Genomic DNA, 19002 nt, shown 5'->3' with positions numbered 1-19002 from the left:
TATTCGCAGGTATATATAGAGGGGAAAATCAGTCGAGCTTGTTCAGCACTTCGCCAACCGCATCGAACAGACGATCAAGGTCTTGCGGCTTGCTGTTGAAGGTTGGGCCGAACTGCAGGGTGTCGCCGCCGAAGCGTACGTAGAACCCGGCTTTCCACAGGGCCATACCGGCCTCGAATGGACGCACGATGGCGTCGCCGTCACGGGCCGCGATCTGGATCGCACCGGCCAGGCCGTAGTTACGGATGTCGATGACGTTCTTCGAACCTTTCAGGCCGTGCAGGGCATTTTCGAAATGCGGTGCGACGTCGGCGACGCTCTGCACCAGGTTTTCCTTTTGCAGCAGATCGAGTGCCGCAAGACCTGCGGCGCAAGCCACCGGGTGCGCCGAGTAGGTGTAGCCGTGCGGGAATTCAACTGCGTATTCAGGCGTCGCCTGATTCATGAAGGTCTGGTAGATCTCGGAGCTGGCAATCACCGCGCCCATCGGGATCGCGCCGTTGGTGACTTGCTTGGCGATGCACATCAGGTCCGGCGTCACGCCGAATGTGGTTGCGCCGAACATGGTACCGGTACGACCGAAACCCGTGATCACTTCGTCGAAGACCAGCAGGATGTTGTGCTGATCGCAAATTTCGCGCAGACGCTTCAGATAACCCTGTGGTGGAACCAGTACGCCAGCGGAGCCAGCCAAAGGCTCAACGAAGACCGCCGCGATGTTCGAGGCGTCGTGCAGTTCGATCAGTTTGAGCAGCTCATCGGCCAAGGCGATACCGCCCTGCTCCGGCATGCCACGGGAGAATGCATTGCTGGCCAGCAGGGTGTGCGGCAGGTGATCGACGTCCATCATCGACTGACCGAACAGTTTGCGGTTGCCGTTGACGCCGCCGAGGCTGGTGCCGGCGATGTTCACGCCGTGGTAGCCACGGGCACGGCCGATCATTTTGGTTTTGGTCGACTGGCCTTTCAGGCGCCAGTAGGCACGGACCATTTTCACCGCGGTGTCGGCGCACTCGGAGCCGGAGTCGGTGAAGAACACGTGGTTCAGGTTGCCCGGGGTCAGATCAGTGATCTTTTCCGCCAGCTGGAACGACAGCGGGTGACCGTACTGGAAGCCCGGCGAATAATCGAGGGTGCCCAATTGTCTGGAGACCGCTTCCTGGATTTCCTTGCGGGTGTGCCCGGCGCCACAGGTCCACAGACCGGACAGCGAGTCGTACACCTTGCGCCCCTTGTCGTCGATCAGCCAACTGCCTTCGGCGCCGACGATCAGGCGCGGGTCGCGCTGGAAATTACGGTTGGCGGTGTAGGGCATCCAGTGCGCGTCCAGCTTCAGTTGGCTGGCCAGTGGCGACGACGCGTTTTCAGGCATGTTCATCGGGCAAAACCTCGCAGGGCATAAGCATCAGGGAGATAGAAAGCGTTGTTGCAGCTAAATTGCCACGCGGATAAAGTCGGTGAAATCCAACTTTTCTAACCTTCAGTTAGATCCCTGCTAAACAATGAGAACAACAACATGAGCAGCCGCCGCCCCGATCCGCTGGCCCAGGTCAGTGACTTTGATATTCGCTTGCTGCGGATTTTTCGCAGCGTGGTGGAATGCGGCGGCTTCTCGGCCGCGGAAACCGTGCTCGGCATCGGACGCTCGGCGATCAGCCAGCAGATGAGCGATCTGGAACAGCGCCTCGGCCTGCGCTTGTGCCAGCGCGGCCGTGCCGGGTTCTCGCTGACCGAAGAGGGCCGCGAGGTTTATCAGTCGGCACTGCAACTATTAAGTGCGCTGGAGAGTTTTCGCACCGAGGTCAATGGCCTGCACCAGCACTTGCGCGGTGAATTGATCATCGGCCTGACTGACAACCTCGTCACCCTGCCGCACATGCGCATCACCCATGCTCTCGCCCAGTTGAAGGAGCGCGGGCCGGACGTGCAGATCCAGATCCGCATGATCGCCCCCAATGAAGTCGAACAAGGCGTGCTCGACGGCCGCCTGCATGTCGGCGTGGTGCCGCAGGCCAGTGCGCTGTCGGGACTGGAATATCAGCCGTTGTACAGCGAGCGTTCGCTGCTTTATTGCGCGGTCGGTCATCCGCTGTTCTATGTCGATGACAAGCAACTGGATGACGAACGCCTTAATAGTCAGGACGCGATTGCCCCGACCTTTCGTTTGCCGGCGGAGATTCAGGCGCATTACCAGGCGCTCAATTGCACGGCCAGTGCATCTGACCGTGAGGGCATGGCGTTTTTGATTTTGACCGGGCGCTACATCGGTTACCTGCCGGATCACTACGCCAGCCTGTGGGTGCAGCAAGGTCGATTGCGTGCACTGAAGTCGACAACACGGTTCTATGACCTGAGCCTCGCATCGGTCACGCGCAAGGGCCGGCGCCCCCATTTGGTGCTGGAAAGCTTTCTCGAAAGCCTGGCAGCAACGCGCTGAATTCCAGCAGAGGCCCGACCATGCTGGGCCTGAGTAAATGAATCAAACAATAACCTGAGCAAGTGGACAGCTTTTTGCAGTGCAGGATCAACCCGATCCTTCAACAAGAAGCCCACGCCCATGCAGCCAGATTCCGCACCGTCCAGCGACCTGATCTACGGCCTCGACGACCGCCCCAAACCGCCGGCCGCGATCCTCGCCGCCCTGCAACACGTGCTCGCCAGTTTCGTCGGCATCATCACCCCGCCGCTGGTGATCGGCTCGGCCCTCGGACTGAACGCACACCTGCCCTATCTGATCAGCATGGCGCTGATGGTCTCCGGGGTCGGCACGTTTATTCAGGCGCGCCGCCCGTTCGGTATCGGCGCCGGGATGATCTGTTTGCAGGGCACCAGTTTTGCCTTTCTCGGGACCGTGCTGTCGGCCGGATTTCTGGTCAAGCAGCGCGGGGGCAGTCCGCAGGACATTCTGGCGATGATCTTCGGCGTGTGCTTTTTCGGGGCCTTGGTGCAGATCGTCCTCAGCCGTTTCATCGGCCAGTTGCGCAGAGTCGTCACGCCACTGGTCACCGGGATCGTCATTACCCTGATCGGCATCAGCCTGATCAAGGTCGGCATCACTGATCTGGGTGGCGGCTTCAATGCGCCGGACTTCGGCGCACCAGGCAATCTGGCGCTGGGGTTGATGGTGTTGCTGACGATCATCCTGCTCAATCGCTCGAACACGCCGAGGGTGCGGCTGTCGGCAATCATTATCGGACTGCTGCTCGGCAGCCTGACCGCATGGTTCAGCGGCAAACTGGTTCCGCAGGCATTGCCCGACCTGCCGCTGGTCAGTCTTCCGACACCGTTCAGGTTCGGTTTCAGCTTCGACTGGACTGCGTTCCTGCCCGTCGCGCTGATTTATCTGATCAGCACCATCGAAACCGTCGGCGATCTCACCGCCAATTGCATGATCGCCCGCCAGCCCATCAACGGCCCTTCTTATATAAGCCGTTTGCGCGGCGGTGTACTCGGTGACGGTGTGAGCTGCATGATCGCTGCCACCTTCAGCGCCTTCCCCAACACCACGTTTGCGCAGAACAACGGCGTGATCCAGTTGACCGGCGTCGCCAGTCGCTACGTTGGTTTGTACATCGGCGCGATCCTGTTTTGTCTCGGCCTGTTTCCCATGATCGGCGCGGTACTGCAGCAGATCCCGAAACCGGTACTCGGCGGCGCCACGCTGGTGATGTTCGGCAGCGTCGCGGCGGCCGGGGTACGGATTCTGGCGCAGTCGCCACTGGACCGGCGCAGCATGCTGATCATCGCCACCTCGCTGGGTGTCGGCCTGGGCATCGCCGCGCAACCGAACCTGTTGCACCTGCTGCCGAAGCTGGTGCAGAACCTGTTCGACTCGGCGATCACCAGCGGCGGGCTGACCGCGATCATCCTCTGCCTGTTGCTGCCGGAAGCGCGAACCACGGCCGTCGAGTCCGCCGCATCGATGAACAAGATCGAACAGGCGTAACGGTTTTATTGCATCAGGACTTGTCGGATGCCTGTGGGTGCGCTATCAACGCAACTGGTTGCACCCACAGACAAACCGGAAGTGCCTATGACCTTTGAAGTCCCTGCTCACGGCGGCAAACCCGCCAGCCGCATTCGTCAGAAGAACGAAGAGACCATCCTCAAAGCCGCCGAAGACGAATTCGCCCGTCACGGTTACAAAGGCACCAGCATGAACACCATCGCTCAGAATGCCGGGTTGCCCAAGGCGAACCTGCATTACTACTTCACCAACAAGCTTGGGTTGTACGTGGCGGTGCTGAGCAACATCATCGAACTGTGGGACAGCACCTTCAACACCCTGACCGCCGAAGACGATCCGGCCGAAGCGCTGACTCGCTACATTCGCGCCAAGATGGAATTCTCCCGTCGCCAGCCACAGGCCTCGCGCATTTTCGCCATGGAAGTGATCAGCGGTGGCGAATGCCTGACTGAATACTTCAACCAGGATTACCGCGCCTGGTTCCAGGGCCGTGCGGCTGTGTTTCAGGCGTGGATCAACGCAGGCAAAATGGACCCGGTGGATCCGGTGCATCTGATTTTCCTGCTATGGGGCAGCACCCAGCATTACGCCGACTTCGCCACGCAGATCTGCCGGGTCAGCGGGCGCAGCAAGTTGACCAAGCAAGACATGGAAGATGCCGGCAACAACCTGATCCGCATCATCCTCAAAGGCTGCGGCCTCACCCCCTGCGTATAAGACGTTTTATGCCTTTCACCCTCAGCGGTTTTTGCGAGTACCGCGAAGAGATTCGCAAAAGCCGCTTTATCACCTTCGCCGCGCCGATCAGCAGCCCCGCCGACGCGCAGGCATTCTTCGAGCAACACAGCGACTTGAACGCCTCGCACAACTGCTGGGCGTGGAAGCTCGGTGATCAATACCGCAGCAATGACGATGGCGAACCGGGCGGTACCGCCGGACGGCCGATTCTGGCGGCGATCGAGGCGCAGGATTGCGACCAGGTCGCGGTGATGGTGATCCGCTGGTATGGCGGCATTCAACTGGGCACCGGTGGTTTGGCCCGAGCCTATGGCGGCGGCGCCAACAAGTGCCTGCAAAATGCGGAAAAAATCGAGTTGATCAGCCGGGTGCCGCTGCGCTGTGCCTGCGGCTTTGCCGAGTTGCCACTGGTGAAACTGCGAGTGGCGGATCTGGGTGGTTTGGTGGTTGAGGAAAGCTTCACCGCCAACGGCGTCGAACTGCAGCTGGCAGTCGGCGCGGCGCAGATCGATTTGTTGCAGAGCCAACTGGCCGATCTGAGTCGCGGACGCATTCTGCTGCAGCGCTGACAACCTGCAATCTTTTGGGGCGCCTGGCAAAGGGCTTATTCCAATAACTTGCCCACATCTGCTGTGCACCCGACTGTGGATAACCTGAGCACATCCTGCTGTAACCCTTCTGTCACGTGGCTTTGCGCGATTTGCTCACTTTTCGTCCAATCCACATGAAAAAAGATTAATCCCACGTAAAAACAAACAGTTAGCGCTGTTTATCACCATTAGAAGATAACCGGTCATTGCTTATGCCCGGCTTTTCGGCTTGCGCACAAATACTGTGGAACAACCTGTGGATAACCCGTTCATGGCTGGCGCAGTCGCAGGTTCTGCATAGCTTCGCCCCGACTGCTCGTTTTTTAACCAGTTTGTCACGGTGCAAAAGTGGAGCCTGATCAACGGCTTTGCTCTGAATTGGTGCCCGCCTGCCCAGCGTTTTTCTGCGCGATGCTCTACCTCAGGCGCGCGGCAACCGCCATGGCGAGTGTTCCTGACTCAATGGCCAGGAAATTGCTTTATCCACAGGTACACCGCCAAGCCAGACGAGCCTGTCATGCACACCCTTTCTACGAGCACCGGTCCCATCCCGCGCCTGCAACTGCGCCACATCAGCAAACGCTACCCCGGTTGTCTGGCCAATGACGCCATCGACCTGAGCATCGCCCCCGGAGAAATCCACGCCCTGCTCGGCGAGAACGGCGCGGGGAAAAGTACCCTGATGAAGATCATCTATGGCGTCACCCAGGCCGATGCGGGCGAAATGCTCTGGCAGGGCCGGCGGGTGAATATCCGCAACCCGGCGCAGGCCAGGCAGTTGGGGATCGGCATGGTGTTCCAGCACTTTTCGCTGTTCGAAACCCTCAGCGTGGCGCAGAACATTGCCCTGGCGATGGGCGCCCAGGCCGGCACGCCGAAACAACTGGAGCCGAAAATTCGTGACGTGTCGCGCCGCTACGGCATGGCGCTGGAGCCGGAGCGACTTGTCCACAGCCTGTCGATCGGCGAACGGCAGCGGGTGGAAATCATTCGCTGCCTGATGCAGGACATCCGCCTGCTGATCCTCGACGAGCCGACCTCGGTGCTCACCCCGCAAGAGGCGGACGAGTTGTTCATCACCCTGCGTCGACTGGCGGCCGAGGGCTGCAGCATTCTGTTCATCAGCCACAAACTCGGTGAAGTGCGCGCGTTGTGCCACAGCGCCACGGTGCTGCGTGGCGGACGGGTGGCCGGGCATTGCGTGCCGGTTGAACGCTCGGACCAGCAATTGGCGCAACTGATGGTCGGCGAAGCGGCGGCATTGATTGGCGAGTACCCGAAGGTCAGCGGTGGCGCGGCGTTTTTGCAGGTCAGCGGCTTGAGTTGGCACAACCCCGATCCGTTCGGCTGTTCGCTGGCCGAGATCAACCTGCAGGTGCGCAGCGGGGAAATCGTCGGCATCGCCGGGGTCGCGGGCAATGGCCAGGACGAATTGCTCGCCCTGCTCAGTGGTGAACAACGCCTGCCGCGCGACAACGCTTCAACGATTACTTTTGCTGATCAAGCGGTCGCTGATTTACGCCCGGATGCGCGGCGCAAACTCGGGCTGGCGTTTGTTCCGGCCGAGCGTCTGGGGCATGGCGCGGTGCCGGAATTGAGCCTCGCCGACAACGCCCTGCTCACGGCTTTTCAACAAGGACTGGTGAGCAACGGCTTGATCGAACGCAGCAAAGTCGAAGCCCTCGCCCAACAGATCATTCAGCGCTTTGGCGTGAAAACCCCAAACACGCAAACCGCCGCGCGCAGTCTCTCCGGGGGCAACCTGCAGAAATTCATCCTCGGCCGGGAAATCCTCCAGCAACCGAAACTGCTGATCGCCGCGCACCCGACCTGGGGCGTGGACGTTGGCGCGGCGGCGACCATTCACCGTGCGCTGATTGCCTTGCGCGATGCCGGCGCGGCGATCCTGGTGATTTCCGAAGACCTCGACGAACTGTTCCAGATCAGCGACCGCCTCGGCGCCTTGTGCGCCGGGCGACTGTCACCGCTGCAAAACACCACCGACACCCTGCTGAGCGACGTCGGCGGCTGGATGGCCGGGCAATTCAACGACACGCCTTCATCGGCCACGCTCTGACGGAGTTTCCCCCCATGCTGCTTTCCCTCGAACCCCGTGGCCGACAATCGCGCCTGATGCTGTGGTGCTCGCCGTTGCTGGCGGCGCTGCTGACACTGGGCTGTGGCTCGCTGCTGTTCATTGCCCTCGGCCATGATCCGCTGCAAACCTTGCACACCCTGTTGATTGCGCCGATCAGCGACTTGTATGGCGTCTCCGAATTACTGGTCAAGGCACTGCCGATTCTGCTCTGCGCACTCGGTCTGGCCGTGGCTTATCAAGCGCGGATCTGGAACATCGGCGCCGAAGGTCAATTGCTGCTCGGTGCGCTTGCCGGCAGTGCATTGGCGGTGAACATCATCGACCTGCAAAGTCGCTGGGCGCTGGTACTGATTCTGCTCACCGGCACTTTCGCCGGTGCCGCCTGGGCCGGACTGACGGCGTGGTTGCGCACGCGCTTCAACGCCAATGAAATCCTCACCAGCATCATGCTCAATTACATCGCGCTGAACCTGTTGCTGTTCTGCGTGCACGGCCCGTTGAAGGATCCGGCCGGCTACAACTTCCCCGAGTCGGCAATGTTCGGTGACGCCAGTCGTTTGCCGCTGTTGATGGAAGATGGCCGGGTACACGCCGGGGTGTATTTCGCATTGCTGGCGCTGGTCGCGGTGTGGGTGTTGTTGCAGAAAAGCTTTATCGGTTTCCAGATCAAAGTGCTCGGGCTGGACAAGCGCGCGGCGGGGTTCGTCGGCTTTCGCGAGAAGCGTCTGATCTGGCTCGCGCTGTTGATCAGCGGCGGTTTGGCCGGGCTCGCCGGGGTCTGCGAAGTGACCGGGCCGATCGGCCAACTGGTGCCGCAGGTGTCACCGGGTTACGGCTACGCAGCGATCACCGTGGCGTTCCTCGGCCGGCTCAATCCGCTCGGAATCCTGTTTTCCAGCCTGCTGATGGCGCTGCTGTACATCGGCGGCGAGAGTGCGCAAATGACGCTCAATCTGCCACAAGCCATCACCCAACTGTTTCAGGGAATGATGCTGTTTTTCCTGCTCGCCTGCGATGTGCTGATTCTCTATCGGCCACGTCTGAAACTGCGCTGGGCACGGCGCACCTCGACCACCGCCGTAACCGCCGGAGCGCTGTGATGGATATCGATCTGTTGAGCAATATTTTCTACGCCATGGTGCGTTGCGGCACGCCGCTGCTGTTGGTCGCGCTGGGGGAGTTGATCTGCGAGAAGAGCGGTGTGCTCAACCTCGGCCAGGAAGGGATGATGCTGTTTGGCGCGGTGATCGGTTTTATCGTCGCCCTCAACAGCGGCAACCTGTGGCTCGGCGTGTTGCTGGCGATGCTAGCGGGGATGCTGTTGTCCTCGCTGTTTGCCTTGGTGGCGCTGGTGTTCAACGCCAATCAGGTCGCGACCGGGCTGGCGCTGACGATCTTCGGTGTGGGCCTGTCGACCTTTGTCGGCGCAGCGTGGGTCGGCAAGCCGCTGGCCGGATTCGAGCCGTTGGCGATTCCGTACTTGAGCGAAATTCCGCTGATCGGGCGGATGCTGTTCGCTCAGGATCTGCTGGTGTACCTGTCGTTCGCCCTGTTTGCGCTGGTGGCGTGGGTGATCATCAAGAGTCGTGTCGGGCTGATCATTCAGGCGGTTGGCGAGAACCCGGATGCGGCCAGTGCGATGGGGTTGCCGGTGCTGATCGTGCGTACCCTGGCGGTGCTGTTCGGTGGGGCGATGGCCGGGCTGGCCGGGGCGTATCTGTCGCTGGCGTACACGCCGATGTGGGCCGAAAACATGACCGCCGGGCGCGGCTGGATTGCGCTGGCGCTGGTGGTGTTTGCCAGTTGGCGGGTGTGGCGCCTGCTGCTCGGGGCGTATCTGTTTGGCCTCGCCAGCATCCTGCACCTGGTGGCGCAGGGGTTGGGGCTGGCGATTCCTTCGAGTCTGCTGGCGATGCTGCCGTATGTGGCGACGATTGTGGTGTTGGTGCTGTTGTCGCGGGATGCGATCCGGACTCGGCTGTATGCGCCGGTGTCGTTGGGGCAGCCGTGGCAGTCAGGGCATTAAAGCGGTGACCCTGTTGGCCTCTTCGCGAGCAAGCCCGCTCCCACAGTGTCCGTGTCCTCGTCAAAGACACTAAACCTGTGGGAGCGGGCTTGCTCGCGAAGGCGTCCGAACAGGCAACACCTGAGCAATGCCCCACGCCAGTTCAAGGACCAGAAAACCCACCAGCAATGAACTGGCGCCATGGGCCAAGGCGTACCCCTGCCAGGCCGCAAACAGAAACCGCGCCACCGCGTCATAGCGCCCATGCACCGGTTGCGGATCACGAATCCGCAGCACCGCCCACACGCAAACCACCGAACCCAAAAGATTCGCCATCAACATATGCACAGGCTGAAACGTCGGCAGTTCACCTGGCAAATTCAGCGCTGTCAAAAAACCATGCAACGCGACAAAACTCCACGGCGTGGCAAACGCGCCCGTGACGATCAGGTCATACCAGGCACTGCCGCGCACCACATTGCGATACTGGTTCGAAGTCCACATCATCCTTGCTCCAAAAATTGAGGAGCAACCACGGTAAAGCCTGGAGTATGCTCCAGGGTCAAGACCTCTTTTGAGACCCAGCATGCGCATCGGTGAATTAGCCCAGGCCAGCGCCGTCAGCCGCGATACCTTGCGTTTCTACGAGCAGCGCGGGTTGATCGCGGCGCAGCGCAGTGCCAACGGTTATCGCGACTACCCGCCGGAAATGCTGCAACTGGTGCTCTACATCAAGACCGCGCAGCGTCTGGGTTTTACCCTCGGCGAAATCGGCAACAGCGTCGCCGCGTTGTGGAACGCGCCCGAACCGGACCATGCCGTGGCACAACTGCTGCGCGACAAACTGCAATTGATCGAAACCCGCATGAGCGAGCTCGATGTGTTGCGACGAGAGTTGCAACAACGGCTCGGTCAGGCGTGTCCATTGAATCCTGAACCCTGACTTTCAAGGAACCCATCATGCCCCAGGCAAAACATGCACTGATCATCGGCGCTTCCCGTGGCTTGGGCCTCGGGTTGGTGAAAACCCTGCTGGCCGATGGCTGGCAAGTGACCGCCACCGTGCGCAACCCGCAGAAGGCTGAGGCGCTGCAAGCGCTGGGCAAGGTGCGCATCGAGAAACTCGACATGGACGATCAGCAGGCGGTGATCGCCCTGAGCCAACAGCTCAAGGGCGAAACCTTCGACCTGCTGTTCGTCAACGCCGGGGTCAAAGGTCCGGAGGTGCAGACGCCGGGCGGCGCGACACTGGCTGAAGTCGGCCAACTGTTCTTCACCAACGCCGTGGCACCGATCAATCTGGCGCAACGCTTTGTCGGGCAGATCCGCGACGGCAGCGGCGTGCTGGCGTTCATGAGTTCCGGGCTGGGCAGCGTGACCGTACCTGACGCACCGGAGCTGGCGCTGTACAAGGCAAGCAAGGCCGCGCTGAACTCGATGACCAACAGCTTCGTCACGCAATTGGGCGAGCAGAAACTCACTGTGCTATCGCTGCATCCGGGCTGGGTAAAGACCGACATGGGGGGTGAAGGTGCCGACCTTGATGTAGACACCAGCACCCGCGGGCTGGTTGATCAGGTGAATGCCTATACCGGCAAGGGCGGACATCACTTCATCAACTACAAGGGCGAAACCATTCCCTGGTAAGCACCGAGGATGCAAATGTGGGAGCGGGCTTGCTCGCGAATGCGGTGTGTCTGCGCCAGGTGTTCCAACTGAAACGACGCTTTCGCGAGCAAGCCCGCTGCCACGACGGGATTGTGTGTTGTCCTGTCGGGTCGGGCTTGCCCGATGCAGCAATTTGTTTGACACTGCGCACCTCGTCCTCGCGGCGACCCTGGATCAGCAGACAGGGCATCACTGAGCTGGCAACCCTGAACCCAACTTTCAGAGGAGCCGGCAAAATGCCCGCGACCCGTACCTGGTTAAAAAATCCCCTCGCCATTTTCACAGCCAACGCGCTTGATGCCCGTGGCGGCCTGGTGCTGCAAGACGGCGTCATCGTCGAAGTTCTCGCGGCCGGTCAGCAACCGTCCACGCCGTGCAATGAAGTGTTCGATGCCCGCGAGCATGTGATCCTGCCGGGCCTGATCAACACCCATCACCATTTCTATCAAACCCTGACTCGCGCCTGGGCGCCGGTGGTCAATCAGCCGTTGTTCCCATGGCTGAAAACCCTGTACCCGGTGTGGGCGCGGCTGACACCGGAAAAACTCGCCCTCGCCACCAAGGTCGCGCTGGCTGAACTGCTGCTCTCCGGTTGCACCACCGCAGCTGACCACCATTATCTGTTCCCGGACGGCCTGGAAAATGCCATCGACGTGCAAGTCGACACCGTGCGTGAACTGGGCATGCGCGCCATGCTCACCCGCGGCTCGATGAGCCTCGGCGAGAAGGACGGTGGCCTGCCGCCGCAGCAGACCGTGCAAGAAGGTCAGGTGATTCTCGACGACAGTCAGCGCCTGATACACGAGTACCACGAGCGTGGTGACGGTGCGCAGATTCAGATCGCGCTGGCACCGTGCTCGCCGTTTTCGGTGACCCCGGAAATCATGTCGGCCAGCGCCGAACTGGCGAACAAACTAGACGTGCGCCTGCACACGCACCTGGCGGAAACCCTCGACGAAGAAGATTTCTGCCTGCAGCGCTTCGGCCTGCGCACCGTCGATTATCTGGACAGCGTCGGCTGGCTCGGCCCGCGCACCTGGCTGGCCCACGGCATCCATTTCAACCCGGACGAAATCGCCCGCCTCGGCCAGGCCGGCACCGGTATCTGCCATTGCCCGAGCTCGAACATGCGCCTGGCGTCCGGCATCTGCCCGAGCATCGATCTGACCGATGCCGGCGCGTTGTTCGGTCTGGGCGTGGACGGTTCAGCCTCCAACGACGCATCGAACATGATCCTCGAAGCGCGGCAGGCGCTGTATATCCAGCGCCTGCGTTACGGCGCCGAGAAAATCACTCCTGAGCGCGTGCTGGGTTGGGCAACCAAGGGCTCGGCGAGCCTGTTGGGGCGTACCGACATCGGCGAACTGGCGGTGGGCAAACAGGCGGATCTGGCGTTGTTCAAACTGGATGAACTGCGTTTCTCCGGCAGCCACGATCCGGTTTCGGCGTTGCTGCTGTGCGGCGCCGATAGGGCGGATCGGGTGATGATTGGCGGCAAGTGGCGTGTGGTTGATGGTCAGGTTGAAGGGCTGGATCTCAAAGGCCTGATTGCCGATCACAGCCAGGCGGCTCGCCAGTTGATCGCCGGCACCTGATACACCGCTGATCAAACCTGTGGGAGCGGGCTTGCTCGCGAAGGCGTCTTGTCAGTCAACATTTGAGCTGGTTGACACTCCGCTTTCGCGAGCAAGCCCGCTCCCACATCTGGTTTTGTGGTGGGCTCAAAGACCGAGCAGGGAGAGCATGATGAACGTCGCAAACAGTACAAAGTGGGTCATGCCTTCGATGGCATTGGTCTCGCCGTCATTCAGGTTGATCGCACTGACGATCAGCGTGATGAAAATCATCACCGTCTGCACCGGGGTCATCGCCATTTGAAACGGCTGGCCAGTGTACAGCGCCATCGCTTCCATCACCGGCACGGTCAGAATCACCGTCGACAGTGACGCGCCCATGGCAATGTTGACCACCGACTGCATACGGTTGGCCAACGCAGCCCGCAACGCCGTCAAAATCTCCGGCGCCGCCGAAATCGCCGCCACCAGAATCGCCGTGATCACCGGCGGTGCGCCCGTGCCTTCCAGGCCCAGATCGAGGGTCTTGGACATCACTTCGGCCAGTGCGCCGATCACCACCACCCCAAACACCAGAACGCCGATCGACCACGCCAGGCTCAGCGGTTTTGGTTCATCCTCGACAGGTTCTTTCTTGCGGCGTTTGTCCGGGTAGCTGTAGCTGAAAAAGTAGCTGTGCGGGCCAACCTGCATCCGCAGGAACAACGCATAAAGCACCACCATCGCGCCGATGGTGAACGCCGAATAGACCTTCCAGTTGGCCGCCGGAATGAACTCCGGCACCACCATCGAAACACCCATGGCGGTGAGGATCATCACGCTGTAACTGCGCGCCGAATCGTCGTTGTACGACTGCTCGCCATGCTTGAGCCCGCCCATCAACGCGGCGAGGCCGAGGATGCCGTTGATATCGAGCATCACCGCCGAATAAATCGTGTCACGCACCAGCGTGGCCGACGCTTCGTTGCTCATCATGATCGCCAGGATCACCACTTCCACCAGCACCGCCGCGAGGGTCAGGATCATCGTGCCGTAAGGGTCACCGACTTTTTCCGCGAGCAGTTCGGCCTGATGGGCGACACGCATCGAGGCGGCGACAATGAAGGCGATCAGCACCAGGCCAGAGATCAACGCGACAATCTGGCCGCTGTGCAACATCCAGTGTTCCAGCGGATAAGCGACGCACGCGGCAATCACCGCCAGCAGCAGAAAGCTTTCTTGCTTGAGGATCGTGAGCATGGCGGGCCTTTTGCCGAGAGGTTCGAATGAGCTACTGACTGCGGCGTGGCGCTAACGTTTCGTTACACCTTAGCGCACCAGTGGATGGCAGTTGATTTCAGCCATGCACTTTTATCGTTCCTGCCGGCTTCTTCGCGAGCAAGCCCGCTCCCACATTGGAATGCGATCTCCTGTGGGAGCGGGCTTGCTCGCGAAGGCTGCGACTCGGTTTCGACTTGTTTGTTGTCCTGTTGGTCAGCAATTTGCATTGCCCCCGACCACCCACAACAAAATGGAGTTCGAATTCATGCAAATACGCCCGCTGCACAAACTGCTGTGCGCCGTCATCGGTCTGGGGATCAGCCTGAGCGCCAGCGCTGCCGATCCGCTGAAGGTCGGTTTCGTCTACATCGGCCCGATCGGCGACCACGGCTGGACGTATCAGCATGAACAGGGGCGCAAGGCACTGGTGGAAAAATTCGGCAATCAGATCACCACCAATTACGTCGAGAACGTGGCCGAAGGCGCCGACGCCGAGCGGGTGATCCGCAACATGGCCAAGGACAACTACGACCTGATCTTCACCACGTCCTTCGGCTACATGAACCCGACCCTGAAAGTCGCCAAGCAGTTTCCCAAGGTGACCTTCGAGCACGCCACCGGCTACAAGCAGGACAAGAACCTCGGCACCTACCTGGCCCGCACCTATGAAGGTCGTTATGTCGGCGGTTTCCTCGCGGCGAAGATGACCAAGAGCAAAAAAATCGGCTACGTCGCCTCGTTCCCGATTCCGGAAGTGATCCGCGACATCAACGCCATCCAGCTGGCCCTGAACAAGTACAACCCCGGTACCGAGATCAAGGTGGTGTGGGTCAATTCGTGGTTCGACCCGGGCAAGGAAGCCGATGCTGCCAACGCGCTGATCGATCAGGGCGTGGACGTGCTGTTCCAGCATACCGACAGCCCGGCGCCGATCCAGGCGGCAGAACGGCGTGGCGTGTACGCCGTGGGTTACGCCTCGGACATGGCGCACTTCGGCCCGAAAGCGGTGCTGACCTCTATCGTCAACGACTGGGCCCCGCACTACATTCAGGCCACGCAGAGCGTGCTCGACCACACCTGGAAATCACAGGATTACTGGGGCGGGTTGAAGGAAGGCACGGTTGAATTGCCGATCAGCGACCTGGTACCGGCGCCGGTGAAAGCCGAGGCCGAACAGATCATCGCCGACATCAAGAGCGGCGCGTTGCAGCCGTTCACCGGGCCGATCAAGGATCAGGCCGGGGTCGAGAAAATCCCGGCGGGGGTGAGTGCGACGAATGCGCAACTGGCGTCGATGAACTATTACGTGGAAGGGATGAAGGCCGAGATGCCGAAGTAATCCCGGCCCCACCACCATTCCCTGTGGGAGCGGGCTTGCTCGCGAAAGCGTTACATCAGGCAACTCATGTATCAACTGATACGACGCCTTCGTGAGCAAGCCCACTCCCACAATGGATCTTCAGCGTCTTCAAGGATTGTGTATGAACAGTCTTCCAGTCATCGACATCTCACCGCTCTATAGCGACGACGAAAACGCCTGGCCCGCCGTCGCCGAACAGATCGACCGCGCCTGCCGCGAGTGGGGTTTCTTCTACATCAAGGGCCACCCGATTTGCGCGCTGCGCATCGACTCGCTGCTCGACCACGCGCAGCGCTTCTTTGCGCAACCGGCAGCAGAAAAACTCAAGATCGACATCACCCAGACCCGCCATCACCGTGGTTACGGCGCCATCGCCACCGAACAACTCGACCCGGACAAACCCAGCGATCTGAAAGAGACCTTCGACATGGGCCTGCACCTGTCGGCGGATCATCCCGACGTGCTCGCGCAAAAACCGCTGCGCGGGCCCAATCGCCATCCGGCGCAAGCAGGCTGGGAGGCGTTGATGGAGCAGCATTACCTCGACATGCAGGCGCTGGCGCAAACCCTGCTGCGGGCGATGACGATTGCCTTGGACATCGAGCGCGATTTCTTCGACTCGCGCTTCGTTGAGCCGGTCAGCGTGCTGCGCATGATCCACTACCCGCCGCGCCACACCGCCAGCAGTAACGAGCAGCAAGGTGCCGGCGCGCATACCGATTACGGCTGCATCACTTTGCTCTATCAGGACAGTGCCGGTGGTCTGCAAGTGAAGAGCGTCAACGGCGAATGGATTGACGCGCCGCCCATCGAAGGCACTTTCGTGGTCAACCTCGGCGACATGATGGCGCGCTGGAGCAACGACCGTTATCGCTCGACCCCGCATCGGGTGATCAGCCCGCTGGGGGTGGATCGCTATTCGATGCCGTTCTTCGCCGAGCCACACCCGGACACGCGCATCGAATGCCTGTCCGGATGTCAGGACGCACAGCATCCGGCGAAATATCCGGCCACCACCTGCGCCGAATTCCTGCTCTCGCGCTTCGCCGATACCTACGCCTACCGTCGCGAGCAGGAAGCCGTGTGATGGATCGCTTGGTCAGGTTTTGCCAATTGTTTCGGCGAGCATCTGTAGAATGCCGTCATTGCACCTGATGAGAAAAGAATATGTACGACTGGCTCAACGCCTTGCCCAAGGCTGAACTGCACCTGCATCTGGAAGGCTCGCTGGAGCCCGAGCTGCTGTTCGCTTTGGCCGAGCGCAACAAGATCGCCCTGCCGTGGAACGACGTCGAAACCCTGCGCAAGGCTTACGCCTTCAACAACCTGCAGGAATTCCTCGACCTGTATTACCAGGGCGCTGACGTGTTGCGCACGTCCCAGGATTTCTACGACCTGACCTGGGCCTACCTGCTGCGCTGCAAAGAGCAGAACGTGATTCACACCGAACCGTTCTTCGACCCGCAGACCCACACCGACCGTGGCATCCCGTTCGAAGTGGTGCTCAACGGCATCGCCGCCGCGCTGAAGGATGGCGAGCAGCAACTGGGGATCACCAGCGGTCTGATCCTGAGTTTCCTGCGCCACCTGAGCGAAGACGAAGCACAGAAAACCCTCGACCAGGCGCTGCCGTTCCGTGATGCGTTTGTTGCTGTGGGCCTGGATAGCTCCGAGATGGGCCATCCGCCGAGCAAGTTCCAGCGCGTGTTCGAGCGTGCCCGCCACGAGGGCTTCCTGACCGTCGCCCACGCTGGCGAAGAAGGCCCGCCGGAGTACATCTGGGAAGCCATCGACCTGCTGAAAATCCAGCGCATCGACCATGGCGTGCGCGCCATCGAAGACGAGCGCCTGATGCAGCGGATCATCGACGAACAGATCCCGCTGACCGTGTGCCCGTTGTCGAACACCAAGCTCTGCGTATTCGATCACATGTCGCAGCACAACATTCTCGACATGCTCGAGCGTGGGGTGAAGGTCACGGTGAACTCCGATGACCCGGCGTACTTCGGCGGTTACGTCACCGAGAACTTCCATGCGCTGCACGAACACCTGGGCATGACGCAAGATCAGGCCAGACGCCTGGCGCAGAACAGCCTGGATGCGCGCCTGGTAAAACCGTAAGCAACAGCGCAAAACCTCTGCAGGAGTGAGCCTGCTCGCGATGGCGGAGTGTCAGATACACATGTTTTAACTGACACTCCGCCATCACGAGCAGACTCACTCCTGCAATTGGATGGGTGTTCAGCCTGCGACCTGGGGTTCAGTCAGCTCCTCCAACGTTTTCCCCCGCGTCTCCATCCCGAACAGCCACACCACCCCCGCCGCAATCGCGAAGCACAACGCCCCCAAGGCGAACACCCCGCCCTGCCCGGTAATCGGGAATACCAAGCCGGTCACCAGCGGTCCGAGCAACGAACCGACACGACCGATCGCCGAGGCGAAGCCCGAGCCTGTGGCCCGCGCCGACGTCGGGTACAACTCCGGCGTATAGGTGTAGAGCACCGCCCACATGCCGAACAGGAAGAACTGCATCAACAGCCCGGTGCCGATCAGCAACGCGACGTTGCCGCCGAACACCGCGCTCTGGCCATAAAGAAACGCCATCACCCCACCGCCGAGCAAGGTGACAATGCACACCGGTTTACGCCCCCAGCGCTCCACCAGCCATGCCGCCATCAGAAAACCGGGAATCCCGCCCAGGGAAATCAGCACGGTGTAATACACCGACTGGGTCACGGCAAACCCAGACTGTTGCAGCAATGCACTGAGCCATGAGGTCAGTCCGTAGAAACCGAGCAAGGCGAAGAACCACAGGCTCCAGATCATCGTGGTGCGCTGGCGGTATTGCGCCGACCAGATCTGCTTGAGGGCCGAGAAGAAGTTACCCGGTGGCGTCACCGTTCGTGGCAAGCGCACAGGCTCCGGCAACGTCGCAACACCGAGCGATGCACGCACACGCTGTTCGATTGCACCCAATACCTTGTCTGCCGCGTCATGCCGCCCGGCCTGCTCCAGCCAGCGCGGCGACTCGGGGATAAAGAAACGGATCGCCAACACGAAGACCGCCGGCACTGCCAATACCAGGAAGATGTCGCGCCATCCAATCAACGGCAACAGGAAGTAAGACAACACCCCGGCTGCGACAAAACCCAGTGGCCAGAAACCGTCCATCAACGCGATATAACGCCCCCGTCGCCGGGCCGGAATCAGCTCGGACAGCATCGACTGAGCGATGGGAAACTCCATGCCCATGCCGATCCCCAGCAGAATGCGGAACAGCGTCAGGCTCTCGACCGTTTGCGCGGTCGAACACAGGTAACTGGCTACACCCCACAGAACGATGCTCCACTGGAACACCGGTTTGCGTCCGAAACGGTCGGCGAGCATGCCCGACAGCGATGCGCCCAGCACCATGCCGAAAAAACTCGAACTGGCGAGCAACCCGGCTTGTGCACTGCTCAGGCCAAACTCGCTTTTGATCGAGCCGAGCAGGAACGTCATCATGGCCAGGTCCATGGAGTCGAAAAAGAACGCCAGGGCAATGATGATGAAAATGACGCGGTGATAACCGCTGAGCGGCAGGCGCTCCAGTCGTTCTGCAGCGCTGAAGTTTCGCGTATCCATGGCCCGTCTCCCCATCCGCAATATTTGCCGATCGAGTGTGCGGGATAACGGTTCAGCGCTTTTTCTGGATGCGACCTGTTCACAGTCACAGGCGACGCCAGCGTCGAAGTGGCAGCCG

The 19002-nt window shown here is 60.7% G+C and carries 17 protein-coding genes; 13 read left to right on the top strand and 4 right to left on the bottom strand.

Annotated features, from left to right (window positions below; all coding sequences use genetic code 11):
* Window positions 1-28: 28 nt before the first annotated feature.
* The gene (gene aptA, locus AC0J41_RS01740; protein WP_025111698.1) at window positions 29-1378 is read right to left on the bottom strand and encodes an omega-aminotransferase AptA; all 1350 of its coding nucleotides are present in this window, start codon (window positions 1376-1378) and stop codon (window positions 29-31) included.
* A gap of 138 nt (window positions 1379-1516) precedes the next feature.
* Here aptA and AC0J41_RS01735 point away from each other — a divergent pair, with 138 nt between their 5' ends.
* From AC0J41_RS01735 to AC0J41_RS01705, 7 genes are all read left to right on the top strand, one after another.
* The gene (locus tag AC0J41_RS01735; protein ID WP_007968115.1) at window positions 1517-2437 is read left to right on the top strand and encodes a LysR family transcriptional regulator; all 921 of its coding nucleotides are present in this window, start codon (window positions 1517-1519) and stop codon (window positions 2435-2437) included.
* A 120-nt stretch (window positions 2438-2557) separates the two neighbouring features.
* Window positions 2558-3946, top strand: coding sequence for a uracil-xanthine permease family protein (locus AC0J41_RS01730; RefSeq protein ID WP_473014404.1), 1389 nt, complete (start codon window positions 2558-2560; stop codon window positions 3944-3946).
* 87 nt (window positions 3947-4033) lie between these two features.
* Window positions 4034-4684, top strand: a complete 651-nt coding sequence (locus AC0J41_RS01725; protein ID WP_025111700.1) for a TetR/AcrR family transcriptional regulator — start codon at window positions 4034-4036, stop codon at window positions 4682-4684.
* 8 nt (window positions 4685-4692) lie between these two features.
* Window positions 4693-5274 carry an IMPACT family protein gene (locus AC0J41_RS01720; RefSeq protein ID WP_473014403.1) on the top strand — a complete coding sequence of 194 codons (582 nt, stop codon included), beginning with the start codon at window positions 4693-4695 and terminating at the stop codon, window positions 5272-5274.
* Between the two features lie 538 nt (window positions 5275-5812).
* Window positions 5813-7372 (top strand): ABC transporter ATP-binding protein, encoded by a 1560-nt coding sequence (locus AC0J41_RS01715; RefSeq protein ID WP_473014402.1) that lies wholly within the window; start codon window positions 5813-5815, stop codon window positions 7370-7372.
* 14 nt (window positions 7373-7386) lie between these two features.
* Window positions 7387-8493, top strand: a complete 1107-nt coding sequence (locus AC0J41_RS01710) for an ABC transporter permease (protein WP_473014401.1) — start codon at window positions 7387-7389, stop codon at window positions 8491-8493.
* Entirely contained in the window at window positions 8493-9419 is a 927-nt protein-coding gene (locus tag AC0J41_RS01705; protein ID WP_473014400.1) for an ABC transporter permease, read from the top strand. The genes AC0J41_RS01710 and AC0J41_RS01705 overlap by 1 nt, the downstream gene beginning before the upstream one ends.
* A 69-nt stretch (window positions 9420-9488) precedes the next feature.
* On the opposite strand, the gene AC0J41_RS01700 is transcribed toward AC0J41_RS01705, so the two are convergent.
* Window positions 9489-9902 (bottom strand): hypothetical protein, encoded by a 414-nt coding sequence (locus tag AC0J41_RS01700; protein ID WP_473015962.1) that lies wholly within the window; start codon window positions 9900-9902, stop codon window positions 9489-9491.
* 82 nt (window positions 9903-9984) lie between these two features.
* Here AC0J41_RS01700 and AC0J41_RS01695 point away from each other — a divergent pair, with 82 nt between their 5' ends.
* The 3 genes from AC0J41_RS01695 (at window position 9985) to AC0J41_RS01685 (ending at window position 12661) form a co-directional block, all read left to right on the top strand.
* Window positions 9985-10341 (top strand): MerR family transcriptional regulator, encoded by a 357-nt coding sequence (locus tag AC0J41_RS01695; protein ID WP_025111706.1) that lies wholly within the window; start codon window positions 9985-9987, stop codon window positions 10339-10341.
* Window positions 10342-10358: 17 nt separating this feature from the next.
* Window positions 10359-11045 carry an SDR family oxidoreductase gene (locus AC0J41_RS01690; RefSeq protein ID WP_473014399.1) on the top strand — a complete coding sequence of 229 codons (687 nt, stop codon included), beginning with the start codon at window positions 10359-10361 and terminating at the stop codon, window positions 11043-11045.
* A 257-nt stretch (window positions 11046-11302) separates the two neighbouring features.
* Window positions 11303-12661: an 8-oxoguanine deaminase gene (locus tag AC0J41_RS01685; RefSeq protein WP_025111708.1), complete on the top strand. Its 1359-nt coding sequence runs from the start codon at window positions 11303-11305 to the stop codon at window positions 12659-12661.
* 126 nt (window positions 12662-12787) lie between these two features.
* Here the strand turns inward: AC0J41_RS01685 and AC0J41_RS01680 are convergent, their stop codons facing one another.
* A complete protein-coding gene (locus AC0J41_RS01680; protein ID WP_473014398.1) occupies window positions 12788-13879 on the bottom strand; it encodes a calcium:cation antiporter in 1092 nt (363 codons plus the stop codon).
* A 286-nt stretch (window positions 13880-14165) separates the two neighbouring features.
* On the opposite strand from AC0J41_RS01680, the gene AC0J41_RS01675 reads away from it, so the two are divergent.
* From AC0J41_RS01675 to AC0J41_RS01665, 3 genes are all read left to right on the top strand, one after another.
* Window positions 14166-15239, top strand: a complete 1074-nt coding sequence (locus AC0J41_RS01675; protein ID WP_473014397.1) for a BMP family ABC transporter substrate-binding protein — start codon at window positions 14166-14168, stop codon at window positions 15237-15239.
* Between the two features lie 142 nt (window positions 15240-15381).
* Complete coding sequence (locus AC0J41_RS01670; RefSeq protein WP_473014396.1) at window positions 15382-16347, top strand: 2-oxoglutarate and iron-dependent oxygenase domain-containing protein; 966 nt, start codon at window positions 15382-15384, stop codon at window positions 16345-16347.
* An 80-nt stretch (window positions 16348-16427) separates the two neighbouring features.
* Window positions 16428-17381, top strand: coding sequence for an adenosine deaminase (locus AC0J41_RS01665; protein WP_473014395.1), 954 nt, complete (start codon window positions 16428-16430; stop codon window positions 17379-17381).
* Window positions 17382-17501: 120 nt separating this feature from the next.
* Here AC0J41_RS01665 and AC0J41_RS01660 read toward each other — a convergent pair whose 3' ends face one another.
* Window positions 17502-18884, bottom strand: coding sequence for an MFS transporter (locus AC0J41_RS01660; RefSeq protein ID WP_473014394.1), 1383 nt, complete (start codon window positions 18882-18884; stop codon window positions 17502-17504).
* Window positions 18885-19002: the final 118 nt, after the last annotated feature.

Source organism: Pseudomonas sp. Arb-4-2C, assembly GCF_055755015.1.
Note: the sequence above shows the minus strand (reverse complement) of the source record. Positions and strands in the feature narration are given on the sequence as shown.